The 17227-nt window shown below is 70.6% G+C and carries 21 protein-coding genes; 2 read left to right on the forward strand and 19 right to left on the reverse strand.

What is annotated here, in order from left to right; all coding sequences use genetic code 11:
• Positions 1–42 precede the first annotated feature (42 nt).
• From atpD to speB, 11 genes are all read right to left on the reverse strand, one after another.
• Positions 43–1503, reverse strand: coding sequence for a F0F1 ATP synthase subunit beta (gene atpD / locus M3Q23_15965; GenBank protein ID MDP9343552.1), 1461 nt, complete (start codon positions 1501–1503; stop codon positions 43–45).
• Positions 1503–2408, reverse strand: a complete 906-nt coding sequence (locus M3Q23_15970; GenBank protein MDP9343553.1) for a F0F1 ATP synthase subunit gamma — start codon at positions 2406–2408, stop codon at positions 1503–1505. Before M3Q23_15970 ends, atpD begins: the two co-directional genes overlap by 1 nt.
• A complete protein-coding gene (gene atpA / locus M3Q23_15975; GenBank protein ID MDP9343554.1) occupies positions 2409–4058 on the reverse strand; it encodes a F0F1 ATP synthase subunit alpha in 1650 nt (549 codons plus the stop codon).
• 24 nt (positions 4059–4082) lie between these two features.
• Positions 4083–4895, reverse strand: a complete 813-nt coding sequence (locus tag M3Q23_15980; protein ID MDP9343555.1) for a F0F1 ATP synthase subunit delta — start codon at positions 4893–4895, stop codon at positions 4083–4085.
• On the reverse strand, positions 4888–5514 hold the full coding sequence (atpF, locus tag M3Q23_15985; GenBank protein ID MDP9343556.1) for a F0F1 ATP synthase subunit B: 627 nt from the start codon (positions 5512–5514) through the stop codon (positions 4888–4890). Before atpF ends, M3Q23_15980 begins: the two co-directional genes overlap by 8 nt.
• Before the next feature lie 9 nt (positions 5515–5523).
• On the reverse strand, positions 5524–5712 hold the full coding sequence (atpE, locus tag M3Q23_15990) for an ATP synthase F0 subunit C (GenBank protein MDP9343557.1): 189 nt from the start codon (positions 5710–5712) through the stop codon (positions 5524–5526).
• Positions 5713–5799: 87 nt separating this feature from the next.
• Positions 5800–6615 (reverse strand): F0F1 ATP synthase subunit A, encoded by an 816-nt coding sequence (gene atpB, locus M3Q23_15995; GenBank protein MDP9343558.1) that lies wholly within the window; start codon positions 6613–6615, stop codon positions 5800–5802.
• On the reverse strand, positions 6612–7022 hold the full coding sequence (locus tag M3Q23_16000; protein MDP9343559.1) for a hypothetical protein: 411 nt from the start codon (positions 7020–7022) through the stop codon (positions 6612–6614). The genes atpB and M3Q23_16000 overlap by 4 nt, the downstream gene beginning before the upstream one ends.
• A gap of 19 nt (positions 7023–7041) precedes the next feature.
• Positions 7042–7266 (reverse strand): hypothetical protein, encoded by a 225-nt coding sequence (locus M3Q23_16005; protein MDP9343560.1) that lies wholly within the window; start codon positions 7264–7266, stop codon positions 7042–7044.
• Positions 7267–7365: 99 nt separating this feature from the next.
• A complete protein-coding gene (hisD, locus tag M3Q23_16010; protein MDP9343561.1) occupies positions 7366–8658 on the reverse strand; it encodes a histidinol dehydrogenase in 1293 nt (430 codons plus the stop codon).
• A gap of 19 nt (positions 8659–8677) precedes the next feature.
• The gene (gene speB, locus M3Q23_16015) at positions 8678–9679 is read right to left on the reverse strand and encodes an agmatinase (protein MDP9343562.1); all 1002 of its coding nucleotides are present in this window, start codon (positions 9677–9679) and stop codon (positions 8678–8680) included.
• 22 nt (positions 9680–9701) lie between these two features.
• Here speB and M3Q23_16020 point away from each other — a divergent pair, with 22 nt between their 5' ends.
• Positions 9702–10343 (forward strand): hypothetical protein, encoded by a 642-nt coding sequence (locus M3Q23_16020; protein ID MDP9343563.1) that lies wholly within the window; start codon positions 9702–9704, stop codon positions 10341–10343.
• 62 nt (positions 10344–10405) lie between these two features.
• Entirely contained in the window at positions 10406–10612 is a 207-nt protein-coding gene (locus tag M3Q23_16025) for a hypothetical protein (protein ID MDP9343564.1), read from the forward strand.
• 13 nt (positions 10613–10625) lie between these two features.
• Here the strand turns inward: M3Q23_16025 and M3Q23_16030 are convergent, their stop codons facing one another.
• The 8 genes from M3Q23_16030 to prmC all read right to left on the reverse strand — a co-directional run.
• The gene (locus M3Q23_16030; protein MDP9343565.1) at positions 10626–10892 is read right to left on the reverse strand and encodes a hypothetical protein; all 267 of its coding nucleotides are present in this window, start codon (positions 10890–10892) and stop codon (positions 10626–10628) included.
• A complete protein-coding gene (locus tag M3Q23_16035; GenBank protein ID MDP9343566.1) occupies positions 10893–12086 on the reverse strand; it encodes an undecaprenyl/decaprenyl-phosphate alpha-N-acetylglucosaminyl 1-phosphate transferase in 1194 nt (397 codons plus the stop codon). It abuts the gene before it with no gap.
• 108 nt (positions 12087–12194) lie between these two features.
• Positions 12195–13463, reverse strand: a complete 1269-nt coding sequence (locus M3Q23_16040) for a serine hydroxymethyltransferase (protein ID MDP9343567.1) — start codon at positions 13461–13463, stop codon at positions 12195–12197.
• A complete protein-coding gene (gene rpiB / locus M3Q23_16045; protein MDP9343568.1) occupies positions 13463–13909 on the reverse strand; it encodes a ribose 5-phosphate isomerase B in 447 nt (148 codons plus the stop codon). Before rpiB ends, M3Q23_16040 begins: the two co-directional genes overlap by 1 nt.
• Positions 13910–13913: 4 nt before the next feature.
• Complete coding sequence (locus tag M3Q23_16050; GenBank protein MDP9343569.1) at positions 13914–14561, reverse strand: protein-tyrosine-phosphatase; 648 nt, start codon at positions 14559–14561, stop codon at positions 13914–13916.
• 19 nt (positions 14562–14580) lie between these two features.
• A complete protein-coding gene (locus M3Q23_16055; protein MDP9343570.1) occupies positions 14581–15777 on the reverse strand; it encodes a Fic family protein in 1197 nt (398 codons plus the stop codon).
• A 59-nt stretch (positions 15778–15836) separates the two neighbouring features.
• Complete coding sequence (locus tag M3Q23_16060) at positions 15837–16511, reverse strand: L-threonylcarbamoyladenylate synthase (protein MDP9343571.1); 675 nt, start codon at positions 16509–16511, stop codon at positions 15837–15839.
• Positions 16508–17227 (reverse strand): peptide chain release factor N(5)-glutamine methyltransferase (gene prmC / locus M3Q23_16065; protein ID MDP9343572.1); only part of this gene is annotated, 720 nt, incomplete at its 5' end. The genes M3Q23_16060 and prmC, both read right to left, overlap by 4 nt.

Raw genomic sequence — 17227 nt, forward strand, 5'->3', positions numbered from 1 at the left:
CCTTCGGGCGGCTCCTGCCGTTTCCGCCGCTCAACGAGGCCCTCACGACGACTCGCCCGCCTTGGCCAGCTTGGCGCCCTGCTCCTCGGCCTCCTCGATCCCTCCGACCATGTAGAAGGCCTGCTCCGGCAGGTGGTCGTACTCGCCCTCCGCCAGGGCCTTGAACGACGCGATGGTGTCCTCCACCTTCACGTACTTGCCCGTGATCCCGGTGAACTGCTCCGCCACGAAGAACGGCTGCGACAGGAAGCGCTGGATCTTCCGGGCCCGCTGCACGATGACCTTGTCCTCCTCGGACAGCTCGTCGATCCCGAGGATGGCGATGATGTCCTGGAGGTCCCGGTACCGCTGGAGGATCTCCTTGACCCGCTGGGCCACCTGGTAGTGGTCCTCGCCCACGTACCGGGGGTCGAGGATCCGGGAGGTGGAGTCCAGCGGGTCCACGGCCGGGTAGATCCCGAGCTCCGAGATGGCCCGGCTGAGCACGGTGGTGGCGTCCAGGTGCGCGAACGTCGTGTGGGGAGCCGGGTCGGTGATGTCGTCGGCCGGCACGTAGATGGCCTGGAGCGACGTGATGGACCGGCCCTTCGTCGACGTGATGCGTTCCTGGAGCTCGCCCATCTCGTCGGCCAGCGTGGGCTGGTATCCCACCGCGGACGGCATCCGGCCGAGCAGCGTGGACACCTCCGAGCCGGCCTGGACGAACCGGAAGATGTTGTCCACGAACAGCAGCACGTCCTGGTGCTGCTCGTCGCGGAAGTACTCCGCCATGGTCAGCGCGGCCAGCCCCACACGCAGCCGCACCCCCGGCGGCTCGTCCATCTGCCCGAACACCAGCGCCGTCTTGTTGATGACGCCGGACTCCTTCATCTCCAGGAACAGGTCGTTGCCCTCGCGGGTCCGCTCCCCCACACCGGCGAACACCGAGACGCCGCCGTGCTGCTCGGCGACCCGGTAGATCATCTCCTGGATGATCACGGTCTTGCCCACGCCGGCGCCGCCGAACATCCCGATCTTGCCGCCCTGCACGTAGGGCTCCAGGAGGTCGATGACCTTGATGCCGGTCTCGAACATCTCGGTGCGGGCCTCGAGGTCCTCGAACCTCGGCGGGTCCCGGTGGATGGGCCAGTGGTCGTCGGCGTCGACGTGGTCGGTGTCGAGCGGCTCGCCCAGCACGTTGAACACGTGCCCGAGCACCTTCGTGCCGACGGGGACCGTGATGGGCTGCCCCGTGTTGTGCACCGGGGCGCCCCGGACCAGGCCGTCGGTGGGCTTCATGGCGATGGCCCGGACGGTGAAGTCGCCGATCTGCTGGGCCACCTCGCACGTGATCGTGGTGGTCTCGTCGTCGAGGGTCCGTTCGATCTGGAGCGCCGTGTCGATCTCCGGAAGGTCGTCCGGCGGGAACTCCACGTCCACCACCGGCCCGATCACCCGGACCACCCGGCCCGTCGTCGTCCCCTGCCCCTTGCCCCGGTGCCCGTTTCCGTCGTGCTCAGCCATCAGCCCACACCTGCCTTCTGGAGCGCCTCGGCCGCCAGGGCCTCCGCGCCGCCCACGATCTCCATGATCTCCGTCGTGATCTCCGCCTGCCGAGCCTGGTTGGCCACCCGGGTCAGCGACTTGATGAGCTCGTCCGCATTGTCCGTGGCCGCCTTCATGGCCCGCTGCCGCGCCGCGTGCTCGGAAGCGGACGATTCGAGCAGCGCGGCGAACACGCGCGTCTCCACGTACCGAGGGAGCAGCGAGTCCAGGATCTCCGACGCGCTCGGCTCGAAGATGTACAGGGGGTAGGGCCCTTCCTCCTCGACCTCGACCTCCTCCACCACCAGCGGGATGAACTGGCGCGCCTCCGCACGCTGGGTCAGGGCCGAGACGAAGTCCGTGTACACGGCGAAGATCTCGTCGACCTCGCGCGAGAGGAACGCGTCGATCATCGTGTCGGCCATGTCCTTCGCCTCGTCGTAGGAGGGACGCTCGGAGAATCCCGACCAGGTCTTCTCCACCCGCCGTTCCCGGAACCGGAAGTACGACAGCCCCTTCTTGCCGGCCACGTACAGCTTCGGCTCCTTGCCCTCGTCGCGGAGCGCCGCGGTGAGCTCCTCCGTGCGGCGCAGCACGTTCGCGTTGTACGCGCCGGCCAGGCCCCGGTCGGAGGTGACCACGAGGACCGCGGCGGCCTCCGGGTTCTGCCGGACCTCCAGCAAGGGGTGCTCGATGTTCTCCGACTGGCCCGTGAGGTCGCCGATGGCGCGCGTGATCAGCTCCGCGTAGGGCCGGGACTCCCGGACCCGGGCCTGGGCCCGGCGGATCTGCGACGCCGCGATCAGCTCCATGGCCCGCGTGATCTTCATGGTCGAGCGGACCGACCGGATGCGGCGACGGACGGCGCGAAGCTCTGCGCCCATCTAGCTCCTCTGCTCCGGGGGCTTGGGCCGGCGGCGCTGGAGGCGTTCCTGCTCGTCCTCCTCCTGCGCCTCGACGGGCTCCTCGCTCTTCGGCGCGGTGTGCTCCTCGGTGGCGTGGAAGCTCTTCGTGAAGTCCTCCACGGCATCGCGGAGCTGGCCCTCCAGCTCCTCGTCCAGCTTGCCGGTCTCCGCCAGCTTCTGGCCGATGTCCTTTTTGGTCGTGCTCATGAAATCGAGCAGCTCCCGTTCGAACCGGCGGACGTCCGACACCGGGACGTCGTCGAGGTAGCCGTTGGTCACGGACCAGATCGAGACGATCTGGTCCTGAACGGACATGGGCTGGTACTGGGGCTGCTTCAGGACCTCCACCACCCGGGCCCCCCGGCTGAGCTGCTGCTGGGAGGCCTTGTCCAGCTCGGAGCCGAACTCGGCGAACGCCTCCAGCTCCCGGAACTGGGCCAGGTCCAGGCGGAGGCGTCCCGCCACCTGCTTCATGGCCCGGACCTGCGCGTTCCCGCCCACCCGGGACACCGAGATGCCCACGTTGATGGCGGGCCGAACCCCCGCGTTGAACAGGTCCTTCTCCAGGTAGATCTGTCCGTCGGTGATCGAGATGACGTTGGTGGGGATGTACGCCGAGACGTCGCCACCCTTGGTCTCGATGATCGGAAGCGCTGTCAGCGATCCGCCGCCGAGGTCGTCGGACAGCTTGGCGGCGCGCTCCAGCAGGCGGGAGTGCAGGTAGAACACGTCGCCGGGGTAGGCCTCCCGGCCCGGCGGCCGCCGAAGCAGCAGCGAGATCTCCCGGTACGCCTCGGCCTGCTTCGACAGGTCGTCGTAGATGACCAGGGCGTGCTCGCCCTTGCCCATCCAGTGGGCCCCCATGGCTGCCCCGGCGTACGGCGCGACGTACTTGAACGGCGCCGGGTCGGATGCGGGGGCATTGATCACCACGGTGAAGTCGAGCGCCCCGTTGGCCTCCAGGGCCGCCACCACCTCCGCCACCGTGGAGGCCTTCTGGCCGATGGCGACGTAGATGCACTTCACCTGGAGCTTGGGGTCGCCCGACGCCCAGTTGTCTCGCTGGTTGATGATCGTGTCGATCGCCACCGCGGTCTTGCCGGTCTGGCGGTCGCCGATGATGAGCTCCCGCTGGCCCCGGCCGATGGCCGTCATGGCGTCGATGGCCTTGATCCCCGTCTGAAGGGGCTCCTTCACCGGCTGGCGCTGGACCACGGTCGGTGCCTGGATCTCCAGGGCCCGGGTCTCCTCGGCCTCGACGTCGCCCTTGCCGTCGATGGGCCGTCCCAGCGCGTCGACGACCCGCCCCAGGAACCCGTCGCCGACCGGTACCGACAGGATCCGCCCGGTGTGCTTGACCTCGTCGCCCTCCTCGATCTGGGAGGCGTCGCCCAGGATCACGCAGCCGATCTCGCGCACGTCGAGGTTGGCCGCGATGCCGAGGATCCCGCCCGGGAACTCGAGCAGCTCGTTGGCCATGGTGCCGGGGAGCCCCTCCACGCGGGCGATCCCGTCACCGGTCTCGGTGACCCGCCCGATCTCCTCGCGCGTCACCGTGGGCTGGAAGGACTCCACGTGCTTGCGGAGGGCCTCGGTGATCTCCTCCGTCTTGATCGTCAGCTCCGCCACCTGTGAACTCCCCTCGTCAACGGCTCAACTGGTCAGGCGCTCTCGCGCCAGCTCCAGCTTCCTTCGGATGCTCCCGTCGATGACCTCGTCTCCCATCCTGGCCACCACGCCGCCCACGATGGACGGGTCCACGGTGACCTCGAGGTCCACCTGCCGGCCCACCGCGCGGGCCAGTGCGGCCGCCAGCCGCTGCCGGCGCTCGCCGTCGAGCGGCACGGCGGTGCGGGCCTCCACCACCACCCGGTCCCGCCGGGCGGCGGCGCGGTCCGCCAGCTCCTGAATGGCCTCCACGGGGTCGCCCGGCCTGGCGATGGCGTGGTGGACCAGGGTGAGCGTGGCCACGGACACTCGCCCTGCCAGCAGGTCGTCGAGCAGGGCCCGCTTGCTCTCGTCCGGAAGGACCGGATCGGTCAGCGCGCTCCGCAGCCGCGGGTTCGATTCCACGAGCCGGGAGAACCGGAACAGCTCGTCCTCGACGTCGGGAAGGGATCCGTCGTGGTCGGCCTCCGCCAGCACGGCCTGGACCGCGAGGTCCTCCAGGATGGCCGGCAGCCGCCAGGCCAGCGTGTCCACCCGGGCCAGCTCCACAAGGAGGTCGAGCGTGTGCTCGTCCACGCGGCCCGACAGCAGGTCGCGCAGCAGGGCCTCGCGGGCCTCCGCCGGGACGCTGATATCGGACAGCGCCCGCCGGAGCGTGGCCTGGGACCGCAGCAGGTCGGCCAGCGCGAACAGCTCGTCGCGGACCCGGCCGAGGGCATCCGCCTCCGCCGCCCGGGCGAAGGCCTCCTCAGCCCGCTCCCGGGCCACCCGGAAGGCCCGGGGCACCGTCTCAGCCACGGCCGCCCCGCCCACCGCCGGCACTCCCGCCGGTGGCGCCCCCACCGTTCCCGTTGCCGCCATTGCCGCCGTTGCCGTTCCCGTTGGGGGCCTGTCTGGACAGCTCCTCGATGTAGGAATCCACCAGCGCGAGCTGCCGGTCTCCGTCCAGCGAGCCGCCCACGATTCGCTCGGCCACCTCGACGGCGAGCTGCCCCACCTCGCGGCGGAGCTCCCGGGCGGCCCGGGTCCGCTCGGCCTGGATCTCCCGGCGCGCGTTCTCCACGATCCGCTGCGACTCCGCCTCCGCCTTCGCCACGAGGTCGCGGCGCACCTCCTCGGCCCGCTGGCGGGCCTCCTCCAGGATGGACTGAGACTCGGCCCTGGCCTGCTCCAGCTGCTGCCGGTAGCGTTCCAGGAGCTGGTCGGCCTCCTTGCGCTCGGCCTCGGCCTTCTCCAGGTCCTCCCGGATCCGGCGGGTCCGCTCGTCCATGGCCTCGCCCAGGCGCCGCCACACCCCGAACCGCCACAGCACCAGCAGGAACAGCAGGAACGCGACGGTTCCCCAGATGAGCTCGTTCGTGGCGGGCAGGACCAGCTTCGTGCTGCTGTCCGCGATCACTGCGGTACTCGCCAGCACCCGCGTCCCCTAGCCCGCGATGAACAGGCCCACGAACCCGATCAGCGCGAGCACGTCGGTGAACGCGATGCCCAGGATCATGGTGGTCTGGAGGCGGGCCGCCATCTCGGGCTGCCGGGCCTGCCCCTCCACGGTCTTGCCGACCATGATGCCGATGCCGATGCCCGGACCGATCGCGGACAGGCCGTACCCGATCATGCTGACGCTTCCCTTGATCGCGGCGAGGACGCTCAGGATCGCGCCGATCGCGCCGGGTTCATGCATTGCGGTCTCCCTTCTCGGTGGCTAGTGCTCCTCCACGGTGGACAGTCTGATGTACGCCGCCGTGAGCAGCGCAAACACGTAGGCCTGCACGGCGGCGATGAAGATCTCCAGGGCGATCCCGATCACGCCTCCCACCAGCGTGAGCACGAAGAACGGCGCGGTGCTCGGGCTCCCGATGAGGTAGGCGCTCCCCACGAAGGCCACCACCAGCAGCAGGTGGCCGGCGAAGAAGTTGGCGAACAGACGGATGGCCAGGGTCAGCGGCCGCAGGAACAGCGCCGCGATGACCTCGATGGGCGTGACCAGGATGTAGATGGCCTTGGGGCGGACCCCCGGCGGGAACGCGATGCCCTTCAGGTAGCCGCCGAGTCCCTTCGCCCTGATGCCGGCGTAGTTGTAGATCCCCCACGACAGGAGGGCGAGGACGGTCGGCATGGCCATCCGCGAGGTGATGGGGAACTGGATGCCCGGGATCACCTCGCACAGGCTGGCCACGAACGCGAACAGGAACAGACTGGTCAGGTAGGGCGCGTACCGTGCGCCCTCCGGCCCCATCACGCCGATCACGACGTCGCGGCGGATGAACCCGTAGATGGACTCCGCGACGGTCTGGAGCCCGGTCGGGATGAGGCGGGGACGGGCCGACGCGATGATCAGCAGCGTCGCCAGGACCGCTGCCACCAGCAGCATCAGGATCGACGTGCGGTTCAGGCAGAACGTGCCCGATCCCACCAGGCACTTCCCGTGGAAGATCTCCTCGGGCGACTCGAGGGTGTCCTGGAAGCCCTTCCGGGGTGCCGCGAGCAGTACCTGGAGCTGCGCGAGCGCCGTGGTCACGCCGCCCCTTTCGGCCTGGCCCCGGCGGCCCGGTCGGCGTCCACGATGAGCTCTGCGATCCGGCCCCGGCGGGCCAGATAGGCCTCGTAGAACGCCACCGGGATCAATGCGAACAGCCCGCCCCCGAACGCCTTGGGAGAGAACCAGGACGCCGTCGCGTTCAGCCCCGCGTACACCCCGACCACCACGCCCAGAAGCACCAGGAACCCGGCGTAGGCGACGACCTGCGTGGCCGTGAGCGACACGTTCCGGGCCCACCCCAGCGCCAGGGCCTGCCCCACGAAGCCTCCGACCGCCGCGACGACCCCGATGGCGGCGGAGACGCCCACGCCGAGGCCGACGAAGGACCCGATGGCGAACGCCAGGACCGCCGCGGGGACGCCGGGCACGAGTGCCCACAGCGCCATGGCGCGCTCCGGAGAGGGGCTACTTCCTCTGTTCTCTGCCATATCGCACCACGACGAGGTACACGCCCCCGATGGCCCCCACGACGAGCCCGATGGCAAGGAAGACGTCGTGAGTGCCCGCGAACCGGTCGACGAGGAACCCGATCGCACCCCACACAGCGAGGCCGGCGAGCAGGGTCCCGATGATGGACCACACTGCCCCATAGCCCTCCCACGCGTCCTGACCGTCGCGTCTTCGGGCCATGAGCAGCCCAATTCTACGTGGGCCGCTCCGGCCGCGTCAAAACGAGCGGCAGGTGTTTGCCCAGGTAGATGGCATGTTTTGTCGAGCTTGTGAAAACTTTCACGAAGTCGGCGGTCCGTCCGGCCCCTGGCGGGCCCGACGAGCTTGCACCGCCGCGGCGTGACCGGGAAGACCCTCGGCCAGGGCCAGGGACTGGATCTCCGGCCCGAACGCCTCGAGCCCTTCCGCCGTGGCCTCCACCACGCTCGACACCGTGACGAAGTCGGCGGCGCGCAGGCCCGAGGCGAACCGGGCCGTGCGCATGGTGGGCAGGACGTGGTTCGAGCCGACCCCGTAGTCGCCGAACGCCACCGGGGTGAGCGGTCCCAGGAAGGCGGCCCCGTAGGACCGGACGAGGTCGAGGAAACGGCCCGCATCGCGCGTCACGACCTGGAGATGCTCCGGCGCCATGCGGTCGACGATGCCTGCCGCGTCCGCGTCGGTCTCGGCCACGATGGCCACGGCGTGTCGCAGCGAGGCCTCCACCACCTCCCGTCGCGGCGACGCGGCGACGTCGAGCTCCAGGGCCCGGTCCACCGGCGCGACCAGCGACGGGTCCAGGCACACCAGCGTGACCCGGGCCAGCGGGTCGTGCTCGGCCTGGGCCACCAGGTCCGCCGCCAGCACGGCCGGGTCGGCGGAGCCGTCGGCCACGATCACCAGCTCCGTGGGCCCGGCCAGGCCGTCGATCCCCACCGTGCCGGCGACCTCCCGCTTCGCCGCGGTGACCCACACGTTTCCCGGCCCCACGATCGTGTCGACGCGAGGGACGGTCTCGGTCCCGTACGCCATGGCCGCCACGGCCTGCGCGCCGCCCACCCGGTACACGGCATCGACGCCGGCCATGCGTGCCGCGACGAGGATGGGCGCCGCCACCGACCCGTCGGCGGAGGGCGGGGTGCACACCACGACCCGCTCGACGCCGGCCACCCGCGCCGGGACCGTGGTCATGAGCACGGTGGAGGGATACGAGGCGCGGCCGCCCGGCGCGTACGCTCCGGCGGCGGCGACGGGGCGCACCACCTCGCCGAACCGGACCCCGCCCGCTTCGGCCGACCACGGCCGGGGAAGCTGCCGGCCGTGCAGGTCCCCGAGCCGCCCGGCCAGCCCGGCCAGGGCCGACGCCAGCCCCGGATCCAGCTCCGTGGCGGCCCGGTCGAACTCCTCTTCGGCGACCCGGATCCGGCCGGCCACGTCCGCGCCGTCGAACCGGCGGGTCAGCTCCACCAGCGCCGCGTCCCCCTCCTCCCGGACCCGGCGGCAGATGTCGCGGACGCCCTCCTCCACCTCCGGCGGGAACGCCAGCGGTTCGAACGCCGGGATGGCGTCGGCTGCCGCCGCCACCCGGAGCATCTACGACACCGCCCGGTGCTCAGGCATCGGCCGCTCGCCCGTCCAGCTCCGGGCGGGGCACGCCGCCGGTCCGCCGGAGCGCGACGCCGGACAACACCTCCAGGACCACCCGGTGCGCCAGCAGCGCGGTGATCTCGGCGTGGTCGTAGGGCGGCGAGACCTCCACCACCTCCATCCCGGCGATCGGGAGCTTCACGGCCAGCGTTCGAACCGCCCACAGGAGATCCCTCGCCGACAGCCCGCCGGGCTCAGGGGCGCCGGTCCCCGGCGCGAACGCCGGATCGGCCACGTCGACGTCCACGGACAGGAACACGTGCGACAGGCCGGAGAGCCCCTCCACCACGTCCGCGACGACCGGGCGGATCCCCCGCTCGTGGATCTCCTCCATCAGGTGCCACCGGAACCCCTTCGAGCGGGCCCACGCGAACTCCTCCGGCCCCGGCCAGTACCCGCGCAGGCCCACCTGGATGACGTGCTCGCCGCGGATCGAGCCCTCCTCCACCAGCAGCCGCATGGGCGTCCCGTGCGAGCGCACCACGCCGTGAAGCTCCTCGGCGTCGTCGGCGTGGGCGTCGAAATGGACCAGGCCGACCGGCTCGGGCGCCAGGGCCTCCGCGACGGCCCCGACGTCCGGATGGGCGATGGAGTGGTCGCCGCCCAGCACGACCGGGATCGCGCCCGCCCGCACCACCTCGCCCACGGCACGCCGGATGGCCGCGTGGCTCCGGGCAGCGTCCGCGGGAACGACCTCCGCGTCGCCGTAGTCCACGATCGTCAGGACGTCGAACGGCGACACGCCGAGCTCCATGTTCGGCAGCCCGCCTCCGTAGCCCGCGGTGCGGATCGCCATGGGCCCGTACCGGGCTCCCGGTCGCACCACCACGGTCTCGTCGATGGGCGCCCCCACGATGGCCACGTCCGCCCCCGCCAGGTCCGCGGCTTCGAGGACCAACGGGACCTTCGAGAAGGTCTGGATGCCCGCGTAGCTGGGCTCGCCCGGCCGGTTCACGTTCATCGGCATGGCCGCATCTTAGGATGGCAGGGTGAACGGGCAGCGACGGGCAGGGTTGCGAGGCGACGTGGCGCGCCTGTTCTCCGACCACGGAACCACGGAGGGCCGCCCCTCGGTGCTGAAGGCGCTGGAGCGGGTGACGACCCGTCCCGGCCCCCAGGCCGTCGTGCTGTACCGGCTGTCCCGCCGGCTGTGGGTGCGAGGACTGGAGTTCCCCGCCGAGCTGCTGTGGCGCCTGAACTACCTCCTGACCGGCGCGGACATCCACCCCGGCGCGCAGATCGGGGGCGGGCTCCGCCTGACCCACACGGCGGGGGTCGTGATCGGCAAGGGCGTCAAGATCGGCTCGAACGTCACGCTCCTGCACGGCGTGACCCTGGGCGGGTCGGCCAGGGGCTGGTTCGACGGGACGTTCGCCGACGGGTTCCCGGAGGTCGGCGACGACACCGAGATCATGGCCGGCGCCAAGGTCCTGGGGCCGATCACGGTGGGACGGGGCTGCTTCATCGGGGCGAACGCCGTGCTGGCCCGGGACCTGCCGGACGGCGAGGCCTACACCCCCGGCCGAGAGACGAAGGAGCTCCGTGAGCGCGTCGAGGAGCTCGCCAGACGGGTCGAGGAGCTCGAGGCGGAGCTGGCCGCAACCCGCGACCGCGCCGGCCCCGCCGAATAGGCCGGGAGCAACGCGCGACGAGGCGTACACTCGAACTGGTTTCTCTGGCCAGAAGGAAGAAGGTGGTCGAGATGCGGCTGGCGGCCGGGGCGTTCTATCTGGCGGTGGTGGTCTTCGCCGGTCTCGTCGGTGGGCCCAGGACGGCGCTGGTGCTCCTCGCGGCGATCTCCGCCCTCATGCTCATCCTCCAGCCCGCGTCCGCGGGTAGGGCCGTTTCTGGATGGGCGCACTCGCTGTACCGGCGTCGCCGGGTCACCAGCTCGGCGTGACGGCCGGGCCCGGCTAGTCCCGCGGGCGACGACCGCGGAACCCTCGGCGCATCACGTCGCCCCCGATGTCATCGCCCTCGTCCCCGGAGCCGCCGGAGCTCCCGTACAGGCGCCGGCTCCAGCCCCGAGTCCACGCGCCGACCTCGCCCATCCGCCAGAAGAAGGCCGTGAGGAAGAGGAGCACTGCTCCGGTCACGACCGCCCATCCCCACCCGCCCAGCACGCCGGCAAGGACGGTGACCCCGACCGCGACCGCGGCGACGATTCCCTTGATCGGCACCTAGACCCGGTGGTCCTTGGGTTCCAGAGGAGCCGGGACCGGAGAGACCACCGGCTCCTGGACCGGCCCCGCGGCAACGGCGACCGGGCGCCGCCGCCGGGCGTGGCGACCGGCCCGCCCCCACATCCTCGGGATCGCGGTTGCCGCGATGATCAGGAGCGCGCCTCCCCCGATCGCGCCCACCACCAGGCGGCCGTTCACCAGCGCCACGGCCAGGGCCGACCCGGAGATCAGCGCGCTCCACAGGTACATGAGCAGCACGGCCTGGCGGTGGCTGTGGCCGAAGTCGAGCAGCCGGTGATGGATGTGCTCCTTGTCCGGAGCCATGACCCTGCGGCCCCGCCGCATCCGCCGCACGATCGCCAGCACCACGTCCAGGAACGGCAGCGCCAGCACCACCAGCGGCACCAGCACCGGGATCGAATAGGCGGCCAGGTCCCCACCCGACGGCGGGGACGGGTTCCGGCCCACCCCGGAGATGGTCGCGGTGGCCAGCAGCAGCCCCAGCAGCATCGACCCCGAGTCGCCCATGAAGATCTTGGCCGGATGGAAGTTCCAGGGGAGGAACCCGATCACCCCCCCCGCCGTGATCGCCGACAGCAGCGCCGCCGGCGAGGCCTGCCCGTACAGGCTCGGGCTCAGGAACATGTAGGCGAAGAACGCGATCGCGGCGATGGCGGTGAGGCCGGGAGCGAGGCCGTCCAGCCCGTCGATCAGGTTGATGGCGTTCATCATGGCCACGACCCACAGGATGGTGAGCGGCACCCCGAGGTCCGAGCCGAGGGACAGGATGCCCTGGCCCGGGAACCAGAAGTACACGAGCTGGACGCCGAACAGCACCACCAGGCCGGCGGCCAGGATCTGGCCGGACAGCTTCACCGGCGCGGAGGTGCCCCGGACGTCGTCGACGGTTCCCAGGAGCACCACCACCAGGCCGCCCACCAGCGCGGCGAGGGGCTCCGAGGAGGACTGGAACAGCTTCCCGAAGTACGGCAGCGAGTGCGACACGGCCATGCCGACCAGCACCGCGATGAAGATGGCCACGCCACCCAGGGTCGGGGTGGGCTTGGGGTGGACCTTCCGGTCCGACGGACGGTCGATGGCCCCGACCAGGATGGACACCCTGCGAACCACCGGGGTCGCCACCAGGGCGGTGAGGGCGGTGGCGCCGAACACGACGAGGTAGGAGATCACGTGATCCCGGCCCTCGCGCGGCCGGCCTCGTGTTCCACGCGTCCGTCCTTCCCCTGGGCGGTTGCGGTTCCGGGCATCAGGATCGTACCCCGCGAGGGCGTCGCGGCATCACGCCGGATAGGCGGGGAATCTGGCGGTGAGCGCGCGGACCCGCTCGAGCCCGTCCTTCTTGACCGCATCGTCGGAAGGCGACCGGAGGACGGCGCCGATGATGCTCGCGACCTCCTTCATCTCCGGCTCGTCCATCCCGAGGGTGGCCGGCCCGGGGGTTCCCACCCGGATGCCGGAGGCCTTCAGCGGTGGCAGCGGGTCGAACGGGATGGCGTTCTTGTTGATGGCGATGCCGACCTCGTCGCACGCGGCCTCGGCGTCGGCACCGTTGATCCCGCCCAGCGGGCGGAGGTCGGCCAGCACGAGGTGTGAATCGGTCCCGCCGGACACCACCCGCAGGCCCTCGTCGGCCAGCCCCTGGGCCAGGGCCCGGGCCGTCCGCACCACCCGGTGGGCGTAGTCCTGGAACTCCGGCTGCATGGCCTCCCTCAGCGCCACGGCCTTGGCGGCGATGCAGTGCTCGAGCGGCCCTCCCTGCATCATGGGGAACACCGCCTTGTCGATGGCCTTGGCGTGCTCCTCCCGGCACAGGATCATCGCGCCGCGCGGGCCTCGGAGCGTCTTGTGCGTGGTGAACGTGACCACGTCCGCGTGGGGCACCGGCGACGGGTACGCCCCGCCCGCCACCAGCCCGATGAAATGCGCGGCGTCCACCATGAAGATGGCGCCCACCTCGTCGGCGATCTGCCGGAAGTCGGCGAAGTCGATGACGCGAGGGTAGGCGGTGAACCCGGCCAGGATCATCTTGGGCCGGTGCTCGAGGGCGAGGGCCCGGACCTTGTCCATGTCGATCAGCTCGGTCTCCGGGTCCACCTCGTAGTTCACGAAGTTGAACCACTTGCCGGAGAAGTTCACCGGCGAGCCGTGGGTGAGGTGGCCCCCGTGCGCCAGGACCAGCCCCAGGATCTTGTCATCCGAGCGCGGCTCCACGAACGCGCCGAACGCGGCCATGTTGGCCTGCGCGCCGGCGTGAGGCTGGGCGTTCGCGTGCTCCGCGCCGAACAGCTGCCTGGCCCGGTCGATGGCCAGCCGCTCGGTGACGTCGACGAACTCGCACCCGCCGTAGTACCGGCGCCCGGGGTATCCCTCCGCGTACTTGTTGTTCATGGTGGAGGCCAGTGCCGCCAGCACCGCCGGGCTGGTGTAGTTCTCGGACGCGATGAGCCGGAGCGTGGTCCGTTCCCGGTTCAGCTCGTTCGCGATGGCCTCGGCCACCTCCGGGTCGGTGGCCTTCAGCTGCTCCCACGAAGCCGCGTACTCACTCACTACAGCTCACCCCTCTCGATTGCGGCGATCTGCTCCAGGCGGGGCACGTGACGGCCTCCCTCGAACTCCGTGGCCAGCCACAGGCCCACGATCTCGTGCGCGAGCGGGGCCGCCACGATCCTGGCCCCGATGGACAGAACGTTCGCGTCGTTGTGCTGGCGCGACATCCGCGCGGTGTACAGGTCGTTGCACAGGGCGGCGCGGACCCCGTGCACCTTGTTCGCCGCGATCTGCTCCCCCTGCCCCGAGCCACCCAGGACGATGCCCCGCTCCGCCTCGCCTTCGGCCACGGCGTGCGCGACCCTGGCACAGTACAACGGGTAGTCCACGGGCTCCTCGGAATCGGTCCCCACGTCCAGGACCTCGTGTCCGGCGCCGGACAGCAGGGCCTTCAGGTCTTCCTTCAGTTCGTACCCCGCGTGGTCGGAGCCGATGGCCACGAGCACCTCGTCACGCTCCGGGCAGGGCGTCCGGCCTCGGCGGCGCGGCGGGGATGCGCCCCGTCGGCGCCCACTCCAGCTCGGCCGTCCCCTCCTCCGCGAACAGTCCCTCCACCAGGCGGGAGCACCATTCGTCGATCTCCCACGCCACCGCGTCGTACGTCTGCTGCGGCATGCCCATGGGGTCGGCCACGTCCTCGTCATGGGGATTGCCCTCGAAGCCCGTTCGCCGGAGGTCGGCGGCCTGGCGAACCCGAGCCCGCAGGCGATCGCCCGGAGGCCCGGGGGACGCCGGAGAGGGCAGCGCCTCCAGCAGCCGGACCAGCTCTTTCAGCGTGAACGTTTGGGCGGCCGCCTCCGGGACCATGTCCAGGACCCGATCCCGGTGCCCTCCGGTCATGGTGAGGACCAGGTCGGCCTTGCGGACATCGCGAGGGTCCAGCCGCCGGGCCACGTGCTGCGAGATGTCGGCGCCCCGCTCCGCGGCCGCGGCGATGGACTCCGGCATGGGGCCCGAGCCGCGCAGGCCGGCGATGCCGACCGAGGACACCTGGATGCCCGCGCGAAGCCGCCGCTGCCCGAGGAGGCGGAGGAGGAACCCTTCGGCCATGGGGGAACGGCAGACGTTGCCGGTGCATACGACGAGGATGGACGCCATCGAACGGCCCGAGTCTAGCTCACGGCGTTGAGTCGGATGCCGCCACCGCAGCCGGCAGGAAGGCCCTCATCTCTTCCCGACTGGCCATCCACCGCCCCCCGACCGGACGAATCAGACCCAAGCGCCTGAGATGGGTCAGGTCGCGCGTGAGCGTCTTGGAGGTCTTGTTCTGGTACTCGCGTGCGACGGGGGGAGAGAAACTCATCAGATCGCGGCGAGGTACAGGCTCAGACACCTCGCCGAGTTCGAGCACCAGGGTGCGCTGTCGATGAGCCGCTTGAGTAGTACCCGTAACCGTGTGGTGGACATGGGTCTCCCACATCACCGACATCTGCTCTTCCTGAACGACCTGGATCTGGGATCGGAGCCCGTCCACGAACCCCTGTACCGCGTAGAACAGGAACGGGAGGACGTCCCCACCCGAGCGGCTGGCTGCTTGAAGCTGGCGGTAGTACTCGGTTCTGGTCAGGTTGTAGTGGTTGCTTAGCAGGTGAGCTGCCGGGAAGGGCACGCCGGCAGCTACAAGGATTTGGAACTCGAGCAGTCGGCCGGTTCGGCCGTTGCCATCCGCGAAGGGATGGATCCATTCGAGGTAGAGGTGGGCAAGGACTGCTCTCGTGATGACGTACACGAGCCTCAGGTCCCCTGCCCCTTCCGGAACGACAAAGTTTGAATTCAGCCAGGTGCATAGCCGTTGCGTCAGATACTCGAGGTCTTCCGCTGGGGCTCCTACATATGGACCGGCCGCGACCGAGTGATTCCGGTACTCACCGGGCGCCCCGTCCGGATCCAGTTCGAGACCCTTGAGCACCATGCGGTTGAAGTCAGCGATCATCCCGGGCGAAAGCTGCTCCTTGGGGCCAACCCGCAGCATCTCAGTCGCGATCTGGTTGACGGCATCGATGATGTTTTGAACCTCCTGCCGCTGATACTCTCTTGACGGCGGGACCTTCAGCCGTCCTTGCACAGCGGAACGGACTTCATCTTCTGACAGGGTGTTGCCCTCGATGGAAGTGGTGGCCCAAACCCCCTTCGCCAGGTACACCTCTTGGAGATGGTTCTGCGCTTCTGGTCGAAGCGGGACACCTCGGAGATGTTCGACTTTCGATCCTGCCTCGCCCAGCAGCATCCAGAGCTCGGCGGGTGCCCTGCGGAGATCGAGTTTTCCGAACTTCAGCCAGGGGTGCGACGATTCGTAGCGCCTCGGTTGGGTCATTTAGGAGATCTTCCTGTCCCTGCTAGGGGATGTCACTTTTACCCATCTGCCAGCACAGTTTACGATTCCGGATCCGCTTTTGTCCACTGCGTATGTCCCATCCACATGTCCCCTGGATCAGGTCGCCCTGAACCGGAGGCAATCTCGGAAAGCGCCTTCAAGATCTCCTCTTTGGGGACCGCGCCGGACCGAAGGACCACGGGCTCACCGTGGGCCAGGTCCACCACCGTCGAGGGCACGCCGGGGTGCGGCTCGTCCTGGCACAGGTAGACGGAGACCGCGTCGCCGAACAGCTCGACGAGCTCGTCGCAGGTGGATGGGGTCGGCGCCCCCGAGAGGTTGGCGCTGGTCACGGCCAGCGGTCCGGTCCGCTCCAGGACCGCGAGGGCCAGGAGGTGGCGGGGCCGGCGAAGCCCGACGGTGCCGGCGTCACCCCCCAGATCCCAGTCGCGGCTTCGTCCGGTGCGGGGGACCACCACGGTGAGCGGTCCCGGCCAGAAACGCTCCGCGAGGGCCCGGGCTCGCTCGTCCAGGATCCCGACCGAGGCGGCGTCGGCCTCGGACGCGACCAGCACGGGAAGGGTGAGCTCGCGGGGGCGCCGTTTCGCGTCGAACAGCCTGCCCGTGGCGTCGGGGCGGTCGGGCCGTGTTCCGATGCCGTACACGGTGTCCGTAGGAAGGACGATCAGCCGCCCCGCCAGCACCTCCTCGGCGGCCTGCTGGACCCGGTTCACGGAAGGGATCCGGCGACCACCCGGTCCCGGCCCGTCAGGTCAGGAACCGCCCGGACGCGCTCGAAGCCCCCGTCACGGAACATGGCCCGTACCTCTTCGCCCTGAGCGTCACCGATCTCCACGACCAGGGCCCCACCGGGCCGGAGCCACCGTCGGCTCTCCGCCACCAGCCGGCGGTGCACGGTGGTTCCCCCCACCAGGGCCAGCTCGGGGTCGGCCAGGACCTCCGCCGAGACCGAGGCCAGGTCCGCCTCCGAGAGGTACGGCGGGTTGCTGACCACCAGGTCGAACCGTCCGGCCAGCTCCTCGGGAAGCGGTGCCAGCAGATCGCCCTCCACGACGCGGATGTCCAGGCCGAGCTTGCCGGCGTTCTCCCGCGCCAGGGCCACCGCCTCCTCGGAGAGATCGGTCGCGAAGACGGTGGCGCGGGGACGTTCCTGCTTGATGGCCAGGGCCACCGCCCCGGTCCCCGTGCCGACGTCGACCACCACGGGCTCCGGGCCGGCGAGGGCCCCCACCTCCAGCACCACGTCGACCAGGACCTCCGTCTCCGGCCTGGGGACGAACACGCCGGGCCGCACTGTGAGCTCGATGCCCCGGAACGCCTGGGTCCCCGTGAGGTGCTGGAGGGGCACGCCCGTGCACCGCTGGCACAGGGCCCGTCCGAACGCCTTCGCCTCCGCCGTGGACAGCCCCTCCGACCGCGCGAAGAGCCC

This window comes from Actinomycetota bacterium, assembly GCA_030774015.1.
Classification (GTDB): Bacteria; Actinomycetota; UBA4738; order UBA4738; family JACQTL01; genus JALYLZ01.